This is a genomic window from Streptomyces sp. NPDC004126, assembly GCF_050275515.1.
Classification (GTDB): Bacteria; Actinomycetota; Actinomycetes; order Streptomycetales; family Streptomycetaceae; genus Streptomyces.
In genome coordinates, this window is record NZ_JBNNPF010000033.1 from 15,047 (window position 1) to 32,475 (window position 17,429).

The following is a 17,429-nucleotide window of genomic DNA, read 5'->3' on the forward strand; positions in this document are numbered from 1 at the left end:
TCGCCGAAGGACGCGGCGGCGCCCTCGCTGGCCGAGGCGGGCCGGCGCGGTCTGCTGCCCGTGCACCGACCGCGGTCCCGCCCGGCGGGACGGCGGCCCGCGCACGTGGCCATGTTCAGCGTGGCCGCCCACGGGCACGTCAACCCGAGCCTGGAGGTGATCCGCGAACTCGTCGCGCGCGGCCACCGCGTGACCTACGCCGTCCCGGAGTCCTTCGCCGACGTGGTCGCCGCCACGGGTGCCGAGCCGCGCACCTTCACCACCACCCTGCCCGCGCCCGACGCCCGGCAGGCGTGGGAGGGCGGACTCGTCGACCACCTGCGGCTGTTCATGACGGACGCCGGCCGGGCCCTGCCCCAGCTGCGCCGGCTGTACGAGGACGACCGGCCCGACCTGGTCCTGTACGACCCGATGGCGTACGCGGCGCCCGTGCTGGCGGGCCGCTGGGGGGTACCGGCCGTCCAGCTGTCCCCGCACGCCGTCGCCTGGGAGGGCTACGAGGAGGACCTGGCGGCGGGCCGGGTGGGTCCGGCCCACACCTGGCTCGCCAACGACGGGGTGTCCATCGGTCCGGGACGCGTCGCCCGCCGCCCCGAACGCTGCATCGCGCTGGTCTCGGAGCTCCTCCAGCCGCACGCGGACCGGGTCGACCGTTCCGTGTACGCGTTCACCGGCCCCAGCCGGGGCGGCGGCGGCCGGCCGGAGGGCTGGACGCGCCCGGAGCACGCCGAGAAGGTCGCCCTGGTCTCCCTCGGCACCCTGTTCACCCGGGCCGGGGACTTCTACCGGGTGTGCGCCGAGGCCTTCGCGGACATGCCGGGATGGCACGTCGTCCTGCAGATCGGCGCCGGCACCGACCCGGCCGTGCTCGGTGAGCTGCCACCCCACGTCGAAGTGCGGAGCTGGGTCCCGCAGGCGGCGGTGCTGGCCCGGGCGGACGTCTTCGTCACGCACGCGGGCGCGGGCAGCGCGCACGAGGGGCTCCTCCACGAGGTGCCGATGGTGGCGGTGCCGCGGGCCGTGGACCAGTTCGGCAACGCCGAGATGCTGGAGTCGCTGGGCGTCGCCCGGCGGCTGTCCGCGGACGGGCTCACCCCGGAGGTGCTGCGCGAGACGGTCCTCGGTCTCCTCGCCGACCCGGCGCTGCCGGGCCGGTTCGCCGGGATCCGCCGCCGGCTCGCTTCGGAGGGCGGTGCCCCCCGCGCCGCCGACCTGGTCGAGGCCGCGCTCGGCGACGCCCGCACCGCCGCGGGCTGATCCCGCGGGCACCGCCGGCCCCGGCCCGGACAGCCGTCCGGGCCGGGGCCGGCGTTCCTCGTTCCCCAGGGCCTTTTCCGGGCTTTTCCGGGCGTCCCGGGCGGCATCGGAGGGGGGCCGTGGATATAGTCGACCTTGAGTTCGAGGAGGCCGGCCGGGAGACCACCGGCGGCCCGCCCGACCCGCACCGGTGCTCCGGCACCGGTCCGCACCGCCGCCCGGGAGCCGCGCGCCCGCGTCGCACCGCGCAGTCCGCCGATTCGGCACCCGGGCCCTTCGAGCATGGGGGATGAGAAGGACCGTGTTTTTCCGTGTATTAGGAACGTTTACCGTCGAGACGTCCGCGGGGACACCGCGGACCCCGCAGGCGCTGAAGCTCCGGACGCTCCTGGCGCTGCTGTGCCTGAACGACGGGCACCCGCTGTCCGCACCGCAGCTCATCGAGGCCCTCTGGTCGGGGGCTCCGCCGCGCACCGCGTCCACCGCGCTCCAGGTGTACGTGTCCCGGCTCCGCAAGCACCTGGCGGAATCCGGCCTCGACGCGTCCGCGCTGGTGACCCGCCCGCCCGGGTACCTGCTGAAGACCGCCCCGCACTCCCTGGACCTGCACGGCTTCGAGGCCCTGCACCGGGAGGCCGCCGACCTGCGCGGCGCCGGCCGGCTGGAGGAGGCCTCCCTGGCGCTGTCCCGGGCGCTGGACCTGTGGGCCGGTCCCGCCCTGGCGGACCTGCGCACGGTTCCGGCCCTGCACGGTCTGGGCCGCCGGCTGGACGAGAAGCGGTCGGCCGCCCTGGAGGAACGGGCCGAGACGGAACTGCTCCTGGGCCGGCACAAGCAGCTGACCGGCGAGCTGTACGGGCTGATCGACGAGCAGCCGATGCGGGAGACCCTCCACGAGCTGCTGATGCTCGCGCTCTACCGCAGCGGCCGGCCCGCCGAGGCCCTCATGATCTACAACCGGATCCGGCGCGTCCTGGTCGACGAGCTCGGCATCGAACCGGGTCCCCGGCTGCGGCGGTTGCAGGAGTCGGTCCTGTCGCGGGACATCAGCCTCGAAGCACGGGTCCCGGCCCACCTGGCCTGCTGAACGGAGCTCCGTTCCGGCCGGGGCGGCTCACCGGCGCTTCGGCCGGCCGAGGGTGACGAAGGCCTCCGCCTGCATCACCGCGAGACCGATCCGGGGCAGGTCGCGGTGGTGCGGGAAGACCAGGAACCGCGGTACCCACTCCGGCTGGAACTTGGCGTTGAACTTGTACAGCGACTCGATCTGGAACCACCGCGAGAGCCATACGAGCAGCCACCGCCAGGCCCGCAGCACCGGACCCGCGCCGAGCCGCTCGCCCCGGGCGAGGGCCGCCCGGAACATCGCGAAGTTGAGCGAGACCCGGCGTATGCCGAGTGCGGGCGCCGCCTGCAGGACGGCCACGATCAGCAGCTCGTTGAGGCCCGGATCCGCGGCCCGGTCCCGGCGCATCAGCTCCAGCGATATCCCCTCGGGGCCCCACGGCACGAAGTGCAGCACGGCCCTGAGGTCGTCGGCGTCCCCGGCCCCGCCGGCCGCGGGGTCCGGCGCCTGGTGCGCCGTGACCACCACGCAGCCGGTGTCGTCCGGGTCGCCGAAGCGGCCGAGGGCGGTGGAGAAGCCCCGCTCGATGTCGGTGCCGCGCCAGCGGGCCGCGGCGTCCGCGATCCGCGCGCGCTCCGCCTCGTCGAGGTCGCTGACCCGGCGGACCTTGCAGGAGTAGCCGTTGCGCTCCACCCGCTTGACCATCTGCCGGACGTTGCGCATGGCCCGCCCGCCGAGCGAGAACCGGTCGGTGTGCACGACGGCCTCGTCTCCCAGTTCCAGGGCGTCCAGGCCCGCTTCGCGGATCCACACCTCGCCACCGGTCTCACCGCACCCGACCACGGCGGGCACCCAGGCGTGCTTCGCGGCCTCCTCCATGAACGCCTTGATCGCGCCGGGCCAGGCCTCGACGTCGCCGATGGGGTCGCCCGAGGCGAGCATCACCCCGGACTCGACGCGGTAGGCGATGGCGGCCTTGCCGGTCGGCGAGAACAGCACGCTCTTGTCGCGCCGCAGGGCGAAGTACCCGAGCGAGTCCCGCGCGCCGTGGCGCTCCAGCAGCTCGCGCACCCGCTCCTCGTCGCCCGGGTGGAGCTCGGCCCACGGCTTCTCGGGCCTCAGGAACAGGTACGAGGTGGTCAGCAGGGTGATCAGGCCGAGCGCGCCGAGCGAGTAGCCGACCAGGTCACCGACCCGCTCGGAGGTGTAGCGCACCGGCCCCTCGAAGCCGACGAGACCGTACACGGTGTGCCGCAGCCGCTCCTGCGGGGAGGGGGAGCCGGCCTCGGAGCCCGGGTGCACACTGGTGATCAGCAGCCCCAGGAGGAGGGAGACGCCCCCCACCCCGACGAGGTTCAGCAGCGCCCGCCAGCGGGTGCGCGGGTCGGATCGGGCGTAGAACTCCCCGCGGTAGCGCAGCATCACCAGGAACAGTGCGAAGGACAGCACCCCCGCGGCCGTGGTGTGCCAGCGCAGCAGGTGCAGCAGTCCGCCGACCGGGAGCAGCACCACCACCGCCCGCCAGGCGCGCCGCTTGCGGCGGCGCAGCGCGTGGGCCAGCAGGACGAGCAGGACCCCGACCATCAGCGAGCCGACCGCTGCCGCCGTGGTGGTGGCGCCGGGCAGGTGACCGGCCAGCAGGCGCATCCGGTTGTGGCGGAAGCCGGGGAAGACTGCCGCCGCGAGGTCGATCAGTCCGATCAGCAGGCAGGCGTACGCGGCGAGGGTGGGGACGCGCGGCCTGGGCGCGGGGGTCGTCGCACGGTCTCGGAGGGTGCGCGGAGCCGGACTGCGGCTCGTGGCCGGGTCCGGTCGCGGGGGTGCTGAAATGCTCATGGGGAGCAAATCTAAAGCCGGTCCGGGGCAATGCGGTCATGTTGCGGGAGGAAATCCGGATGGGTTAAGGGGCGGTTTAGCGGGATGAAATGTCAGCGCCGCGCATGCAGGCGTTTAGACCGTCCAACTACCTTATGCCACACGACATTTGGGCAGGTCGACGGGGCTTCGGAACAGCTCCGCCGTTTTCTGTCAGGCGCGCGATTCGAGGAGTGTGGAAGAAGTGTCAGGGTCCGGATCCGGCGGCATGGTCCTTCCCGTGTCGACGGCCCAGCGCGAGATGTGGCTGGCCGATCAGGTCGATCCGGCCGCACCGCAGCAGCGCATCGGCGAGTACCTCGAACTGCGGGGGGCCATCGACCGGGAGGCCTTCGAGGCGGCGGTGCGGCGGACCGCCGCGGAGGCCGTGGCGATGAACGCCCGCTTCGACGAGGAGGACGGCGAACCCCGGCAGCGGGTGGAGCCCTTCTCCGACTGGGAGTTCCCGGTCGTCGACGTCAGCGGCGAACCGGACCCGGAGGCCGCCGCGCTGGCGTGGATGCGGGCGGACCTGGCCCGCCGCATGGACCTCGCCCGGGGCCCGCTCTTCTCGTACGCGCTGCTCGTCCTCGGCCCCGACCTCTGCCACTGGTACGTGAGCACCCACCACGCCGTCGGGGACGGGCACACGGGCGGGCTGCTGGCCCAGCGGGTCTCCGAGCTCTACACGGCCATGACCGCGGGCCTCCCCCTGCCCGCCTGCGGGTTCGGGACCGTCGGGGACATGCTGGCGGACGACGCGGCGTACCGGAGCTCCGAGCGGGCCGCGGCCGACCGGGCGTACTGGACGGAGCGGTTCGCCGACCGGCCGGAGGTCGCCACCCTCTCCTCCGGACCGGTCTCCGGGCCTTCCGGCAGGCCGTCCGTCAGCCATACCGGCGGCCTCTCCGCGGCGGAGTCCGCGGAGCTCAAGGCCGCCGCCCGGGCCCTGCGCACCCACTGGTCCGTCCTGGTGATCGCGGCGGCGGCCGCCCAGGTCCACCGGCTCACCGGCGAGGAGGACGTCGTCCTCAGCCTGCCGATGGCCGCCCGCACCAGCGCCGCGGCGCGCACCACGCCGGGCATGTACTCCAACGTCCTGCCGCTGCGCGTGACGGTCCGCCCCGGGTCCACGGTGCGCGGGCTGGTCCGCGAGGTCGCCGGCGCGTTCCGGGAGATGATCCGCCACCAGCGGCACCGCGGCGAGCACATCGGGCGCGACCTCGGGCTGCCGGACCCGGGGCGCTACCGGACCGGCCCCATGGTCAACGTCATGTCGTTCGACTACGACGTGCGGTTCGCGGGGCGGCCCGCCGTCGCCCACCACCTGACGCAGGGAACCGTCGAGGACCTGTCCTTCACGGTCTTCGACCGCGCGGACGGCCGGGGCCTGCGCATCGACCTCGTCGCCGACCCCGGCCGCTACGGCCCGGCCGAACTGGCCGGGCACCACGCCCGGTTCCTGCGCCTGCTGCGCGCGTTCGCGGGCGGCCGGGACACGGAGGTCGGCTCCGTCGAGCTGCTCACCGACGGCGAGCGGGTACGGCTGCTCACCGAGCTCGGCGGCCCCGGGCTCAAGTACGCGGAGACCGACCTGCCCGAGCTGTTCGCCCGGCAGGCGGCCCTGACCCCGCACCTGCCGGCCGTCGTCTCCGGGGAGGCCACGCTCACCTACCGGGAGCTGGACACCGCCTCGAACCGACTGGCCCGGCTCCTCATCGCCCGGGGCGTGGGGCCCGAGCGGATCACCGCGCTCGCCCTGCCCCGCTCGGCCGGACTCGCCGTCGCGGTCCTCGCCGTCCTCAAGGCGGGCGGCTGCTACCTCCCCGTGGACCCGGAGTACCCGCCGGAGCGGCTGTCGTTCATGCTGGCCGACACCGCGCCCGCCGTCGTGCTCACCACCCGGGAGACCTCCCGCCTGCTGCCGCCCGTCGAGGCCCCGCTGCTGCTGCTCGACGGGGACGGCACCCCGGACGCACTGGCGGCGCTGCCCGGCACGGAGATCGGCGAGGGGGAGCGGGCGCACCGGCTCGACCCGGACCATCCCGTGTACGTCATCTACACCTCGGGCACCACCGGCCGGCCCAAGGGCGTGCTGATGCCGGCCCGGGCCGTGGTCAACCTCCTGCTGTGGCACGACGCGGCCTTCCCCTCCGCCGCCGGCACGAGGACCGCCCAGTTCACCGCGCTCAGCTTCGACGTGTCCGTGCAGGAGATCCTGTCCGCGCTGCTGTTCGGCAAGACTCTGGTCGTGCCCTCCGACGAGGTCCGGCGGGATCCCGGGCGGCTCGCGGCCTGGCTGGACGAGGAGCGGGTGAACGAGCTGTTCGCGCCCAACCTCGTCCTGGAGGCCCTGGCCGAGGCCGCCCTCGACCAGGGGCGGACCGTCCCGTCGCTGCGGGTCCTGGCCCAGGGCGGCGAGGCCCTCACCCCGAGCCGCACGGTGCGCCGGTTCGTCGGCGCCCGCCCCGGGCGCCGGCTGCACAACCACTACGGCCCGAGCGAGACCCATCTGGTCACCGCCCACACCCTGGCGGCGGACCCGGACGGCTGGCCGGCGGCGGCACCGATCGGCCGGCCGGTCCCCAACATCAGGGCGTACGTCCTGGACGCGGGGCTGCGGCTGGTCCCGGAAGGCGTGCGCGGGGAGCTGTACCTCGCCGGGGACGGGCTCGCCCGCGGCTACCTGAACCGCCCCGGGCTGACCGCCGGCCGGTTCCTGCCCGACCCGCACGGGGAGCCGGGGAGCCGCATGTACCGCACCGGGGACGTGGTCCGCTGGCTGCCCGACGGGAACCTGGAGTACCACGGCCGGTCCGACGACCAGGTCAAGGTCCGCGGCTTCCGGATCGAACCCGGCGAGATCAAGGCGGTGCTGACCGCCTGCCCGGGCGTCGTGCACGCCGAGGTGGTGGCCCGCGAGGTCCGGGACGGCGACCGGCAGCTCGTCGCGTACGTGGTCCCGCAGACCCCCGGGTGCGACACGGCCGCGGTGCGCGCGTTCGTGAGGGAGCGGCTGCCCGCCCACATGGTGCCCTCGGCCGTCGTCGAGCTCGCGGAGCTCCCGCTCACCCCGAACGGGAAGCTGGACCGCCGGGCGCTGCCCGAGCCCCGGCCGGCCGCCCCGGCGGCCCGCGAGCCGGCCTCCGGGCACGAGCAGGTCCTGTGCGCCCTCTTCGCCGAGGTGCTGGGGCTGCCCTCGGCCGGCGTCGACGACGGCTTCTTCGACCTCGGGGGGCACTCCCTGCTCGCCGCCCGGCTCGTCGCGCGGATCCGGCGGGCGCTGGACGTGCCGCTGGAGCTGCACGCCCTGTTCGCCCACCCCAGCCCGGCCGCGCTCGCCCGGCACCTCGCCGGCCCCTCCTCCGGTGCCGCGCCCGGGCCCTTGGTCCCGCTGCGCGCGGAGGGCTCCCGGCCCCCGCTGTTCTGCGTCCACCCGGCCGCGGGCACGGCCTGGCCGTACGCGGCGCTGCTCCCGCACCTCGGCGCCGACCAGCCCGTGTACGCGCTCCGGGCACGCGGGTCCGGGGAGGGGCCGGGCCTCCCGGCGACCGTCGAGGAGATGGCCGCCGACTACGCGGCGCAGATCCTCGCGGTCCGTCCCGAGGGCCCGTACCGGATCCTCGGCTGGTCCTTCGGCGGGCTGGTGGCCCACGCCGTGGCCGCCCTCCTGGAGCGCGGGGGCGCGGAGGTCGACCTGCTCGTGCTGGTGGACTCGTATCCCGTGGACGACCGGCTCCGGGCCGGGCTGCCGGCGTTCAGCGAGGAGGAGTTCGGGCGCGCCCTCGGCCAGTCCGCCGGGGACGGCCCCCCGCCGTGGGACGACCGCGACCGGGCGGCGCTGCGCGAGGCGTACCGCAACAACCTGGGCCTGATGGCCGGGTTCCGGCCCGCCCGGTTCGGCGGCGGCCTGCTGTTCTTCAGGGCGGCCCTGAGCGACCCCGGCGACCCGTACGAACCGGGCCGCACCACGGCGGCCGCCTGGGCGGACCACATCGGCGGCACGGTCGAGTCCCACGACGTGCCCGCCACCCACCACCGCATGATGCGGCCGGCCGCCCTGGCCGGGATCGGGCCGGTCCTCGCCGCCCGGCTGCGCTCCGCCGACGAGGGGCAGGCCTGACATGACCGGATCCCTCGCCGTCGTCAGCGGCGGCACCCGGGGCATCGGCCTCGCCCTCAGCCTGCGCCTGGCCCGGCTGGGCCACCGGGTGGCCGCCCTCTACCGCGGCGACGAACGGGCCGCGCGGGAGGCGGCCGCGCTCGGCGACGGCCGGATCGAGGTCCACCGGGTGGACCTGACCAGCCCGGACCGGGTGCGGGAGGCGTGCGCGCTGCTGCTCGCCGAGCACGGTGCTCCCGAGGTGCTCGTGAACAACGCCGGGGTCAACCGCGACCGGCCGTTCCTGGAACTCACCGACGAGGACTGGGACCGGGTCCTGGCGACCAACCTGTCCGGGCCCTTCCACCTGACCCGCGCCCTCGCCCCGGCCATGCTGGCGGCCGGCCGCGGCACCGTCGTCAACATCGGCGCGACCACCGGCATCCGGCCCCGGGCCAACGGGGTCAACTACTGCGCCAGCAAGGCGGGCCTGCTGCACTTCACCCGCTGCCTGGCCCTCGAACTCGCCCCGCACGTCCGGGTCCACTCGCTCGTCCCCGGTTTCACCGACACCCCGGAGGTGGTCGAGCGGTACGGCCTGGCGGACCCCGGCAGGCGGGCCGAGGTCCTCGGCCGGATCCCGCTGGGCTCCCTGGGCACCGCCGAAGACATCGCCGACGCGCTGGAGTTCCTCGTCGGCCGGTCCGGCCGCTACATCACCGGACAGCAACTCATCGTCGACGGCGGCAACTTCATGGGCTGACCGCCCGGCCCGCCGCCGTCCCCCGCACACGCTCCCCACTCGACGCCACACGAAAGAACACCATGCGCCTCACCGAAGAACAGATCACCCGTTACCACGAGGACGGCTTCCTGCTCGTGGAGTCCGCGCTGGACGAGCGGGAGGTCGAGCGGCTGCGGGCCGCGTTCCTGCGCGACTGCGAGGTCCCCGGCCCCCAGGTGATCCGGGAGGAGTCGGGCGACCGGGTCCGCGCGGTCTACGCCTCGCACCACCGGCAGCCCGAGTACGCCGGCCTGGTCCGGGACCCGCGGGTCCTCGGGCCGGTGCGCCGGCTCCTCACGGACGACGTGTACGTCTACCAGTTCAAGATCAACGCCAAGCCCGCCTTCGGCGGGGAGAAGTGGTCCTGGCACCAGGACTACGCCGCCTGGCGCATCGCGGACCGGCTGCCCGCCCCCTCGCAGGTCAACGTCGCCGTCTTCCTCGACACCGTCGACGAGTTCAACGGGCCCGTGATCTTCCTTCCCGGGTCCCACCGTTCCGGCCTGGTGCGCGACGGCCGCGCGGCCGAGGCCAGGTCCGCGCAGCACCTGGACCCCGACGACATCGCACTGGCCCCGGAGCAGCTCTCCGCCCTGGTCGCCGAGCGCGGGATGGTCAGCCCCAAGGGCCCGGCGGGCTCCCTCGTCTTCTTCTCCCCCGAGATCGTGCACGGCTCCGCGCCGAACATGTCGCCCTTCCCGCGCCGCCTGCTCATCACCACGTACAACGACACCTCGAACCTGCCCCGGTGGGCCGGGGAGCCGCGCCCCGACTACGTGGTGTGCCGGGACACCGAGCCCCTGCGGGTCCTCGACGTCCCCTTCCTCCAGGCCCTCGAAGGGGCGAACGCGTGACGCGCGGGAAGGCCGTCGTCCTGGAGGAGTTCGGCCGGCCGCTCGCGCTGCGGGAGTACGAGGTCCCGCCCGCCCCGGCCGGCGGGATGATCGTCGCCCCCAGCCACGGCGGCATCTGCGGCACCGACCTCCACCTCCGGCAGGGGCACCTGCCGATCCCCACCCCGCTCGTCCTCGGCCACGAGGGCCTGGGCACCGTCCACGAGCTCGGTCCGGGCGCCCCGGCCCACGACGCCACGGGGGCCCCGCTGCGCGTCGGCGACACCGTGATGTGGGCCTCCTCGATCGCCTGCGGCTCCTGCGTGCCGTGCCGGCTGCACCGCGAGCCGACCCTGTGCGAGGACCGCCGTACGTACGGGGTGAACCGCTCGACCGGCTCCGGCCCCGAGCTCTCGGGCGCCTGGGCCGAGTACATCGTGCTCCAGCCGGGCACGACCGTCGTCAGGATCGGCGAGGGCGTCGACCCGCTCGACGCCATGGCCCTCGCCTGTGCCGGCCCGACGGTGGTGCACGCCCTGCACGAGCGGCGGCCGGTGCGCCTCGGCGAGACGGTCGTGGTCCAGGGCAGCGGCCCGGTGGGTCTCGCGGCGGCGGCCTTCGCCCGGCTGTCCGGGGCCGCGAAGGTCGTCCTCGTGGGCGGTCCCGGGAACCGGCTGGCCCTCGCGGCCGCCGCCGGCATCGGCGACGTGCACCTGGACGTCACCGGGCGGGGCGGCCCGGAGGCCGTCCTGGAACGGGTCCTCGCGGAGACCGGGGGCCTCGGCGCCGACCTGGTCATCGAGTGCGCGGGCGTTCCCGCGGCCGTCGCACAGGGCCTCACCCTCGCCCGCAGGGGCGGCTCCTACCTGGTCATCGGCCAGTACACGGACGCGGGCGACACCCTGCTCAACCCGCACCAGATCGTGTACCGGCAGCTCGACGTGGTCGGCTCCTGGGCGTTCACGGGCGCGCACCTCGTCGAGTACGTCCGCCTGCTGCCCGCCCTCACGGCCCGCTTCGACCTGGGCAGCCTGGTGTCCTCCTACCCGCTGCACGAGCACGGGGCCGCGCTGGCGGCGGTGGCGGACGGTTCGGTGATGAAGGCCGTCTTCGTGAACACCCCGTAGCACCGCGCGCCGCGCCGGACGGGGCAGGGCCGGACACGGGGAGCCGCCGGGCCCGGTCCGGCGGCTCCTCCCGCCGGTTCAGGCCGCCGCCTCGGCCGCTGCGCGGGTGCGGACGGTGCGGCGCAGCTCGCCGCGTACGGGCTTGCCGACGGGGGTGCGCGGGACCGCGTCGATCGCCTCGACGCGGCGGATCCGCTCGTAGGGTGCCAGGCGGGTGTTGGCGCGGGCGGCGATCTCCTCCAGGACGGCGGGACCGGCGGCGGCGCCGTCGCGGAGCACGATGCCGGCCCAGGTGACGGAGCCGTGCACGGCGTCGGGCCAGCCGACGACCGCGCACTCGGCGACCCGCGGGTCGGAGCCGAGGATCCGCTCGACCGCGCTGGGCGAGACGAGTTCGCCGTCGTGCAGGAACACGTCGCCGAGCCGGTCGATGAGGAACAGCTCCCCGCCGGGGCCGATCCGGCCGACGTCCCCGGTGGAGAACCAGCCGTCCGGGTCGGCGGGCGGTCCGCTCTCGTCGAGGTAGCCGGCCATCAGCTGGGGTCCGCGCACCTGCACCTCGCCGGTCTCGCCGGGGCCCAGCGGCACCCCGGTCCCGGGGTGCACGATGCGGCATCCGGTACCGGGCACGGGCGTGCCCACGGAGCCGGGCACCGGCCGGTCCGGGCTCTGCGAGTGGGTGAGCGGGGAGAGTTCGGCGAGGCCGTAGCCCTGGAGGACGGGTACGCCGAGCCGCTCGCCCAGGATCCGGGCGGCGTCCGGGGACAGGGCGCTGCCGCCGGACAGCACGGCGCGCAGCCGGGGGCCGGCGGGGACGCCGGGTAGGGCGTCGGGCCCGCACAGGCGCTCGTCGGCGGCGAGCCGGTGCAGGCGGGCGGGCAGCCCGTAGTAGTGGGTGGCTCCGGTGCTCTCGGCGAGCGCGAGGGAGGCCAGCGGCTCCGGATCGGGGCACAGCACCTGGCAGGCGCCCGCGTACACGGCCGAGTTGAGGTGCATCGGCAGGTAGAGCGGCAGGTGGTTGAGGGTGACGGAGCCGGCGTCGAGCCGGTGCGCGGCGGCGGTCTGCGCGGCGTTGGCGACGAGGTTGCGGTGGGTCAGCCGGACCCCTTTGGGGCGGGCGGTGGTGCCGGTCGTGAACTGCACGCAGACCTCCGCGCCGGGGTCGAAGGCGGCGGGCTCGCCGGGGGCGGCGCGGCGGGTGGCGGCGGCGACGGCGTCGAGGACGAGGTCCAGGGGGACGGTGTCGCCGGGGACCGCTTCGTTGCCGTCGCCGGCTCCGGCGCCGGTGACGAGGACCAGCGACAGGCAGGGCGGCCGGCCGTCGGCGTCGGCGAGCAGTCCGGCGGTGGCGCGGGGCACGAAGGCGAGTTCGGCTCCGGCCGATGCCAGCACCTTGGCGAGGCGGGTCGGGGAGACGAGGGGGTTGAGCAGGACGACGGTGTTGCCGCTGCGGACGGTGCCGTAGTAGGCGGCGGCGAAGTCGGCGTCGAGGGTGCCCGCGACACCGACGCGGGCTCCGCGCCGGCCGACGGAGCACTCCAGGAAGGCGGCGATGCGGTCGGCCCGGGCGTCGAGCTCGCCGAAGGTCAGCGTCCGTGCGCCCACCCGGATGGCGGGGGCGTCGGGGGCGCGTTCGGCGGCCCGGCGAAGCAGTCCGTCGAGGGACAGGTGCGGGAGGTGCGGCGGATCCGGTTGGGCGAGGGCCGGCACGGCTCTGCTCCCCTCTGCGCTGGGCGCTCCCGGTGACAGGGCCCTACCAAGGTCCGTGCCGGCGCTGGAAGGTCCTTCAAGAACCGCTCGAACCCCGCTGGGAAGCGCCGGCGAGGGCCCTCGCGAGGGCCCGGTCGGACCCTGCGACCAGCACCGGCGGGGGGCTCCAGCCGTACGCGGCCACCCGCCGGGCGGCCTCGTGCGCGAGGGTCCGCGCGCCCGGGTAGCCGCCGACGGCGACGGGTTCCCCGGCGGCCAGGGCGGGGGCCAGCGCGGCCAGGACGGCGTCCGGGTCGGGGGCGCAGGTCAGCAGGGCCCGCGTCCCCCGGTGGCGTTCCGCGAGCCGGTCGTAGCAGTCCTCGGCGGCGCCGGGCGGCCGGATCAGGCAGACCGGCCCGGCTCCGGCCGCGGCGGCCGGGCGCAGCTCCCGGACGGCCGGGGCCGGGTCCGGTGCGACCCGGGGCGACGGCGCCCCGTGGAGCGGCACGAGCGCCTCGGCGACGGTGGTGTCGGGCCCGGCCTCCAGCGGCAGCCGCCGCAGCAGGAGGGCGGTCTGCCAGAGCAGTTCGGCGGCGTCCCCGTCCGTGATCCGGGTCCGGTCGTGCACGGCGGTCAGGGTGAGCCCGCCGTCGTGGTCGTGCCGGGCCGTGACGGCGACCGGCATGCCGGTGAGGGCGCCGGCGACCTCGGCCGGATCGGCCCCCGGCGGCGGCGCGTTGCGCCCCGCGCCCTCCGGCGGGAGGAACGCCAGCACCGATTCCGTGCGCGGGCTGCCGGGGGCCCAGCCGCGGATCTGGCCCGGGGAGACCCATTCGTACGCGGCGAGGTCGACGGCCCGGCCGGCCAGTTCGCCCAGCAGCACGGCCACCGTCGCCCCGGGGTGCACGTCCACCGCCACCGGCAGGGCGTTCCCGAGGGGTCCGGGCAGCTGTCCGGCACCCTCCAGCGGGATCATCCGCCCGGAGACGGCCGCCGAGAACGCCACCGGCACGGCGCCGGGTGCGCCGTCGGAGCCGGCGCGGTAGAGCAGCAGTGCCCACGCGGCGTGCAGGGCGGTGCTCTCGGCCGCGCCGAGCAGCGCGGCCCAGGCGCGCAGCCGGCCGGCTTCCGCGGGGGTGAGGCGCTGGCTGGTGCGGCCGTGCCCGCTCTGGTGGGTGGGGCCCCGGTCCAGGGCGGGCAGGGTGGTGCTGCCGGCGGGCGGGGCGGCCCAGGTCCAGAACTCGCGGGCCGGGGCGGGGTCCTGGGCGCCGACCCAGCGCAGGTGGTCGCGCAGGTCGGGCCGGCGTTCGCCGCCGCGGGGCGGGCCGTCGGCGGCGTAGGCGCGGTGGAAGGAGCCCAGCAGCCGGCGGACGCCGACCGGGTCCAGCAGCGCGCGGTGGTAGGTGAGCAGCACCCGTGTGCCGTCGTCCGGGCCGCCGAGCAGGGCGATGCGCAGCGGGCCGGGCCGGGTCAGGTCGAACTCGCGCATCCGTTCGGTGGCGAGCAGCGCCTCCCAGGCCCGCGGAGCGGTGCCGCCGGGGCCGTGGTGGGTGATCAGCGGGGCGGCGTACGCGTGGACGGCGAAGCGGGGTGGGGCTCCCGCGGCCGGCTCGGCGAGGCCGGTGCGCAGGACGGCCTCCTGGCCGGTGACGGTCTGCCAGGCGCGGGCGAACCGCTCGGTGTCGAGGGGGCCGTGCCAGTGCCAGTGCAGCTGCTCGGTGTGGAGGCCTCGGCCGGGGTGGGCGAGGCCGTCGAGGAGGACGTCGACCTGGAGGGGTGTGGCGGGGTGGATCCACGGCCGGGGGACGGCTGTGGCGCGTGTGGCGCGTATGGCGCGTGCTGTGGAGGGCGGCGGACGGTCGCCGGGGGTGGCGTTCACCGCTGCGGGATCAGGGTGCGTACGGCCGTCTCCGCGTGCCGCCGGGCCAGGTGCAGGACGCGGCTGCTCGCGCCGCCGAGGGTGCGGCGTACGTGGTCGCGGGCCTGGGCGAGGTCGGCGCCGGGGCCGAGCACGGGCTCGATGTCCTCTTCGCGGAGCAGGACCTGGTGGGTGGCGACGGCGGTGACCCCGGTCTCGTCGGGGTTGACGGCCCATTCGCCGGTGTGCGCGGCCAGGAGGCGGGGGGTGCGGGTCTCCTTGAAGACGATCCGGCCGGCGTGCGGGAAGCAGACGCGGACGGATGCGCTGGTCTCGGTGACGCCGTCGGCGCCGAGGGTGTCCGTGTCGAGCAGCTGGACGCCCTGCCGGTCCTCCGCCACGTCGGCCCGGGTGATCTCGGGCAGGTGGGCGGGCCAGTCGCCGGCCCGGTACAGGAAGTCGTAGACGAGCTCGGACGGGCCGTGGACGCGTACCGATTCCTCGACGGTCAGCAGGAGGCCGTCGAGCTTCGCCCAGAGTTCGGCGGTCCGCTTCAGCTCGTCGAGTTCGGCCCGGCTGTTGGTGTCGGTGGCCCGGGTGAGCCATTCGGTGTCGGCCGGGTCGTCGTCGCGGACCTGGAACCGGTGCAGGAGGTTCAGCCTGGAGCGGGCGGGGCCCAGTTCCTCGACGGTCCAGCGGCCGCCCATGGAGGTCGCCGGGGGTGCCGGGACCTCCTGGTGGAAGTCGATGGTCCGCCGCCGGGGGTCCAGGGAGCGCCGGGAGACCCAGGAGGTGACCGTCCCGTTGGCGGTGGCCCACATGCCGAAGCGGTCCCGGGTCCCGTCGAAGTCCAGCCGCTCGACGTGGACGCTGGGCGGGACGAACAGCGGCCACTGGGTGGTGTCCGCGATCAGCGCGTAGACCACGCCCGCGGGCGCGGCGACGTCCACCGAATACGACGTGTGCTGCACACGCTCAACTGACATCGGATCACACCTCTCTCAACCTCGCTTCCGACCTTGGCGGGCGTCGGCGGAGGAGCGCTCGAAGGGTCCTGGACCCCGGCTGCACCGGCCGTCCACGGCCCCTCGTGCGGGGCGGCCCGGCTCAGACGGCGGCTTCGGCCGCCGCCCGCAGGCGCAGGACGCGGCGCAGCGAGCGGCGCTCCGGCTTGCCGGCGGGGGTGCGCGGGACGGTGTCCAGGACCTCCACGCGGCGGATCCGCTCGTGCGGGGCGAGCTGTTCGTTGGCCGTCTCGACGATCGAGTCGAGCACGTCGAGGAGTCCGGGCGCGGCCGGGTCGGCGAGGACGATGCCGAGCCAGGTGAGGGCGCCGTGGACGGGGTCCGGCCAGCCGACGACGACGCAGTCCTCGACGCGGGTGTCGGCGGCGAGGACGGCTTCGACGGCGGTGGGCGAGACGAGTTCGCTGTCGTAGGAGAAGACGTCGTCGAGGCGGTCGGCGAGGAACAGCTGCCCGTCGGGGCCGGTGCGGCCGGCGTCACCGGTGGAGAACCAGCCGTCGGCGTCGGCCGGGGGGCCGTTCTCGCCGAGGTAGCCGGCCATCAGCTGGGGTCCGCGGATCTGTACCTGGCCGGTCTCGCCGGGGCCGAGCGGCACCCCGGTCTCCGGGTGCACGACGCGGCATTCGGTGCCGGGGACGGGTGCGCCGACGGTGCCGATGCCGGTGCGGCCGTCGGGCCGCTGGGAGTGGGTGAGGGGGGAGAGCTCGACCAGTCCGTAGCCCTGGAGCACGGGTACGCCGAGCCGTTCGGCCAGCAGCCGGGCGTCGGCGGGGGCGAGGGCGCTGCCGCCGGAGAGGACCACGGTGAGCCGGCCGGGCCGGCCGGGGACGGGGTGCGGCAGGCCCTCGCCGCGGGGGCCTTCGGCGAAGCGGACGTCGGCGGCGAGCTGGTGCAGGCGGGCCGGGAGCGTGTAGAGGTGGGTGGCTCCGGTGCGGTCGGCCAGTTCGAGGGCGGCGGTGGGGCGGGGGCAGGGGCACAGCACCTGGCAGGCGCCGGCGTACACGGCCGAGTTGAGGTGCATCGGGTAGTAGACCGGCAGGTTGTTCAGGGTCACCGCGCCGGCGTCGAGGTGGTGGGCGGCGGCGGTCTGCGCGGCGTTGGCGACGAGGTTGCGGTGGGTCAGCCGGACGCCCTTGGGGCGGCCCGTGGTGCCGGTGGTGAACTGGACGCAGGCTTCCGTGTCCGGGTCGAAGGCCTCGGCGGCGCGGGGTGCGGGCCGCGGGGCGGAGTCCAGGGCGACGCACAGCGGGACGGCGTCGGCGGGCACGATCCCGTCGGGGGCGTCGGTGACGACGACGGCGCGCAGCAGGGGCAGCCGGTCGGCGGCCTTGACGAGGGGTTCGGCGGTGCCGGTGGGGACGAAGGCGATCTCGACGCGGGCGTCCTCGCACATGTGGCGCAGTCCGGCGGCCCGGACCAGCGGGTTGAGGAGGACGGCGGTGTTGCCGCTGCGCAGGATGCCGTACCAGGCGGCGGGGAACTCCTCGTCGAGGGTGTTGGTGATGCCGACGCGGGCTCCGCGCCGGCCGAGGGTGTGCTCCAGGTACGCGGCGTAGCGGTCGGCGCGGGCGTCGAGTTCGGCGAAGGTGCGCATGCCGTGGGGGGTGCGGACGGCGCAGGCGGCGGGGTCGCGCAGCGCGGCCCGGCGCAGCAGTCCGTCGAGGGGCCCTTCCGGGTATCTGAAGTTCGGCACGGCGCTGTCCTCCTGATCGCGGGCTGATCCCGGCGTACCACGGTCCTCATGCCCGGTTGAGGCCGCTTGGAAGGTCGCTGGAACCGGGCGCGCCGACGGCCGCCGCCGGGCGGGCGCGCGCGTACGCGTGCCCGTGCCGGC

11 protein-coding genes are annotated in these 17,429 nt (G+C 75.8%); 6 read left to right on the plus strand and 5 right to left on the minus strand.

Annotation, left to right across the window (positions count from 1 at the left end; translation table 11 throughout):
- Positions 1 to 111: 111 nt before the first annotated feature.
- Both ACQKM2_RS27105 and ACQKM2_RS27110 read left to right on the plus strand, forming a co-directional pair.
- On the plus strand, positions 112 to 1,257 hold the full coding sequence (locus tag ACQKM2_RS27105; RefSeq protein WP_427714442.1) for a macrolide family glycosyltransferase: 1,146 nt from the start codon (positions 112 to 114) through the stop codon (positions 1,255 to 1,257).
- 301 nt (positions 1,258 to 1,558) lie between these two features.
- The gene (locus ACQKM2_RS27110; RefSeq protein WP_427714285.1) at positions 1,559 to 2,344 is read left to right on the plus strand and encodes an AfsR/SARP family transcriptional regulator; all 786 of its coding nucleotides are present in this window, start codon (positions 1,559 to 1,561) and stop codon (positions 2,342 to 2,344) included.
- A 27-nt stretch (positions 2,345 to 2,371) separates the two neighbouring features.
- Here the strand turns inward: ACQKM2_RS27110 and ACQKM2_RS27115 are convergent, their stop codons facing one another.
- Positions 2,372 to 4,159: a phosphatidylglycerol lysyltransferase domain-containing protein gene (locus ACQKM2_RS27115; protein ID WP_427714288.1), complete on the minus strand. Its 1,788-nt coding sequence runs from the start codon at positions 4,157 to 4,159 to the stop codon at positions 2,372 to 2,374.
- A 259-nt stretch (positions 4,160 to 4,418) separates the two neighbouring features.
- On the opposite strand from ACQKM2_RS27115, the gene ACQKM2_RS27120 reads away from it, so the two are divergent.
- The 4 genes from ACQKM2_RS27120 (at position 4,419) to ACQKM2_RS27135 (ending at position 11,023) form a co-directional block, all read left to right on the plus strand.
- The gene (locus ACQKM2_RS27120; RefSeq protein ID WP_427714290.1) at positions 4,419 to 8,300 is read left to right on the plus strand and encodes an amino acid adenylation domain-containing protein; all 3,882 of its coding nucleotides are present in this window, start codon (positions 4,419 to 4,421) and stop codon (positions 8,298 to 8,300) included.
- A 1-nt stretch (position 8,301) separates the two neighbouring features.
- Entirely contained in the window at positions 8,302 to 9,042 is a 741-nt protein-coding gene (locus tag ACQKM2_RS27125) for an SDR family NAD(P)-dependent oxidoreductase (RefSeq protein WP_427714292.1), read from the plus strand.
- Between the two features lie 62 nt (positions 9,043 to 9,104).
- The gene (locus tag ACQKM2_RS27130; RefSeq protein WP_427714294.1) at positions 9,105 to 9,917 is read left to right on the plus strand and encodes a phytanoyl-CoA dioxygenase family protein; all 813 of its coding nucleotides are present in this window, start codon (positions 9,105 to 9,107) and stop codon (positions 9,915 to 9,917) included.
- A complete protein-coding gene (locus tag ACQKM2_RS27135) occupies positions 9,914 to 11,023 on the plus strand; it encodes a zinc-binding dehydrogenase (RefSeq protein ID WP_427714297.1) in 1,110 nt (369 codons plus the stop codon). Before ACQKM2_RS27130 ends, ACQKM2_RS27135 begins: the two co-directional genes overlap by 4 nt.
- A 78-nt stretch (positions 11,024 to 11,101) precedes the next feature.
- On the opposite strand, the gene ACQKM2_RS27140 is transcribed toward ACQKM2_RS27135, so the two are convergent.
- The 4 genes from ACQKM2_RS27140 to ACQKM2_RS27155 all read right to left on the minus strand — a co-directional run bounded on the left by ACQKM2_RS27140 (position 11,102) and on the right by ACQKM2_RS27155 (position 17,288).
- Positions 11,102 to 12,733: a class I adenylate-forming enzyme family protein gene (locus tag ACQKM2_RS27140; RefSeq protein ID WP_427714299.1), complete on the minus strand. Its 1,632-nt coding sequence runs from the start codon at positions 12,731 to 12,733 to the stop codon at positions 11,102 to 11,104.
- Between the two features lie 76 nt (positions 12,734 to 12,809).
- Entirely contained in the window at positions 12,810 to 14,591 is a 1,782-nt protein-coding gene (locus tag ACQKM2_RS27145; RefSeq protein WP_427714302.1) for a condensation domain-containing protein, read from the minus strand.
- The gene (locus ACQKM2_RS27150) at positions 14,588 to 15,556 is read right to left on the minus strand and encodes an aromatase/cyclase (RefSeq protein ID WP_427714303.1); all 969 of its coding nucleotides are present in this window, start codon (positions 15,554 to 15,556) and stop codon (positions 14,588 to 14,590) included. The genes ACQKM2_RS27145 and ACQKM2_RS27150 overlap by 4 nt, the downstream gene beginning before the upstream one ends.
- A 121-nt stretch (positions 15,557 to 15,677) precedes the next feature.
- Positions 15,678 to 17,288: a class I adenylate-forming enzyme family protein gene (locus tag ACQKM2_RS27155; RefSeq protein ID WP_427714305.1), complete on the minus strand. Its 1,611-nt coding sequence runs from the start codon at positions 17,286 to 17,288 to the stop codon at positions 15,678 to 15,680.
- Positions 17,289 to 17,429 lie beyond the last annotated feature (141 nt).

What these genes read in the sequence shown, in the direction of transcription:
- ACQKM2_RS27105 (WP_427714442.1), top strand. Translation starts at nt 112, where the DNA reads ATGTTCAGCGTGGCCGCCCACGGGCACGTCAACCCGAGCCTGGAGGTG.
- ACQKM2_RS27115 (WP_427714288.1), bottom strand. Translation starts at nt 4,159, where the DNA reads ATGAGCATTTCAGCACCCCCGCGACCGGACCCGGCCACGAGCCGCAGT.
- ACQKM2_RS27125 (WP_427714292.1), top strand. Translation starts at nt 8,302, where the DNA reads ATGACCGGATCCCTCGCCGTCGTCAGCGGCGGCACCCGGGGCATCGGC.
- ACQKM2_RS27130 (WP_427714294.1), top strand. Translation starts at nt 9,105, where the DNA reads ATGCGCCTCACCGAAGAACAGATCACCCGTTACCACGAGGACGGCTTC.
- ACQKM2_RS27150 (WP_427714303.1), bottom strand. Translation starts at nt 15,556, where the DNA reads ATGTCAGTTGAGCGTGTGCAGCACACGTCGTATTCGGTGGACGTCGCC.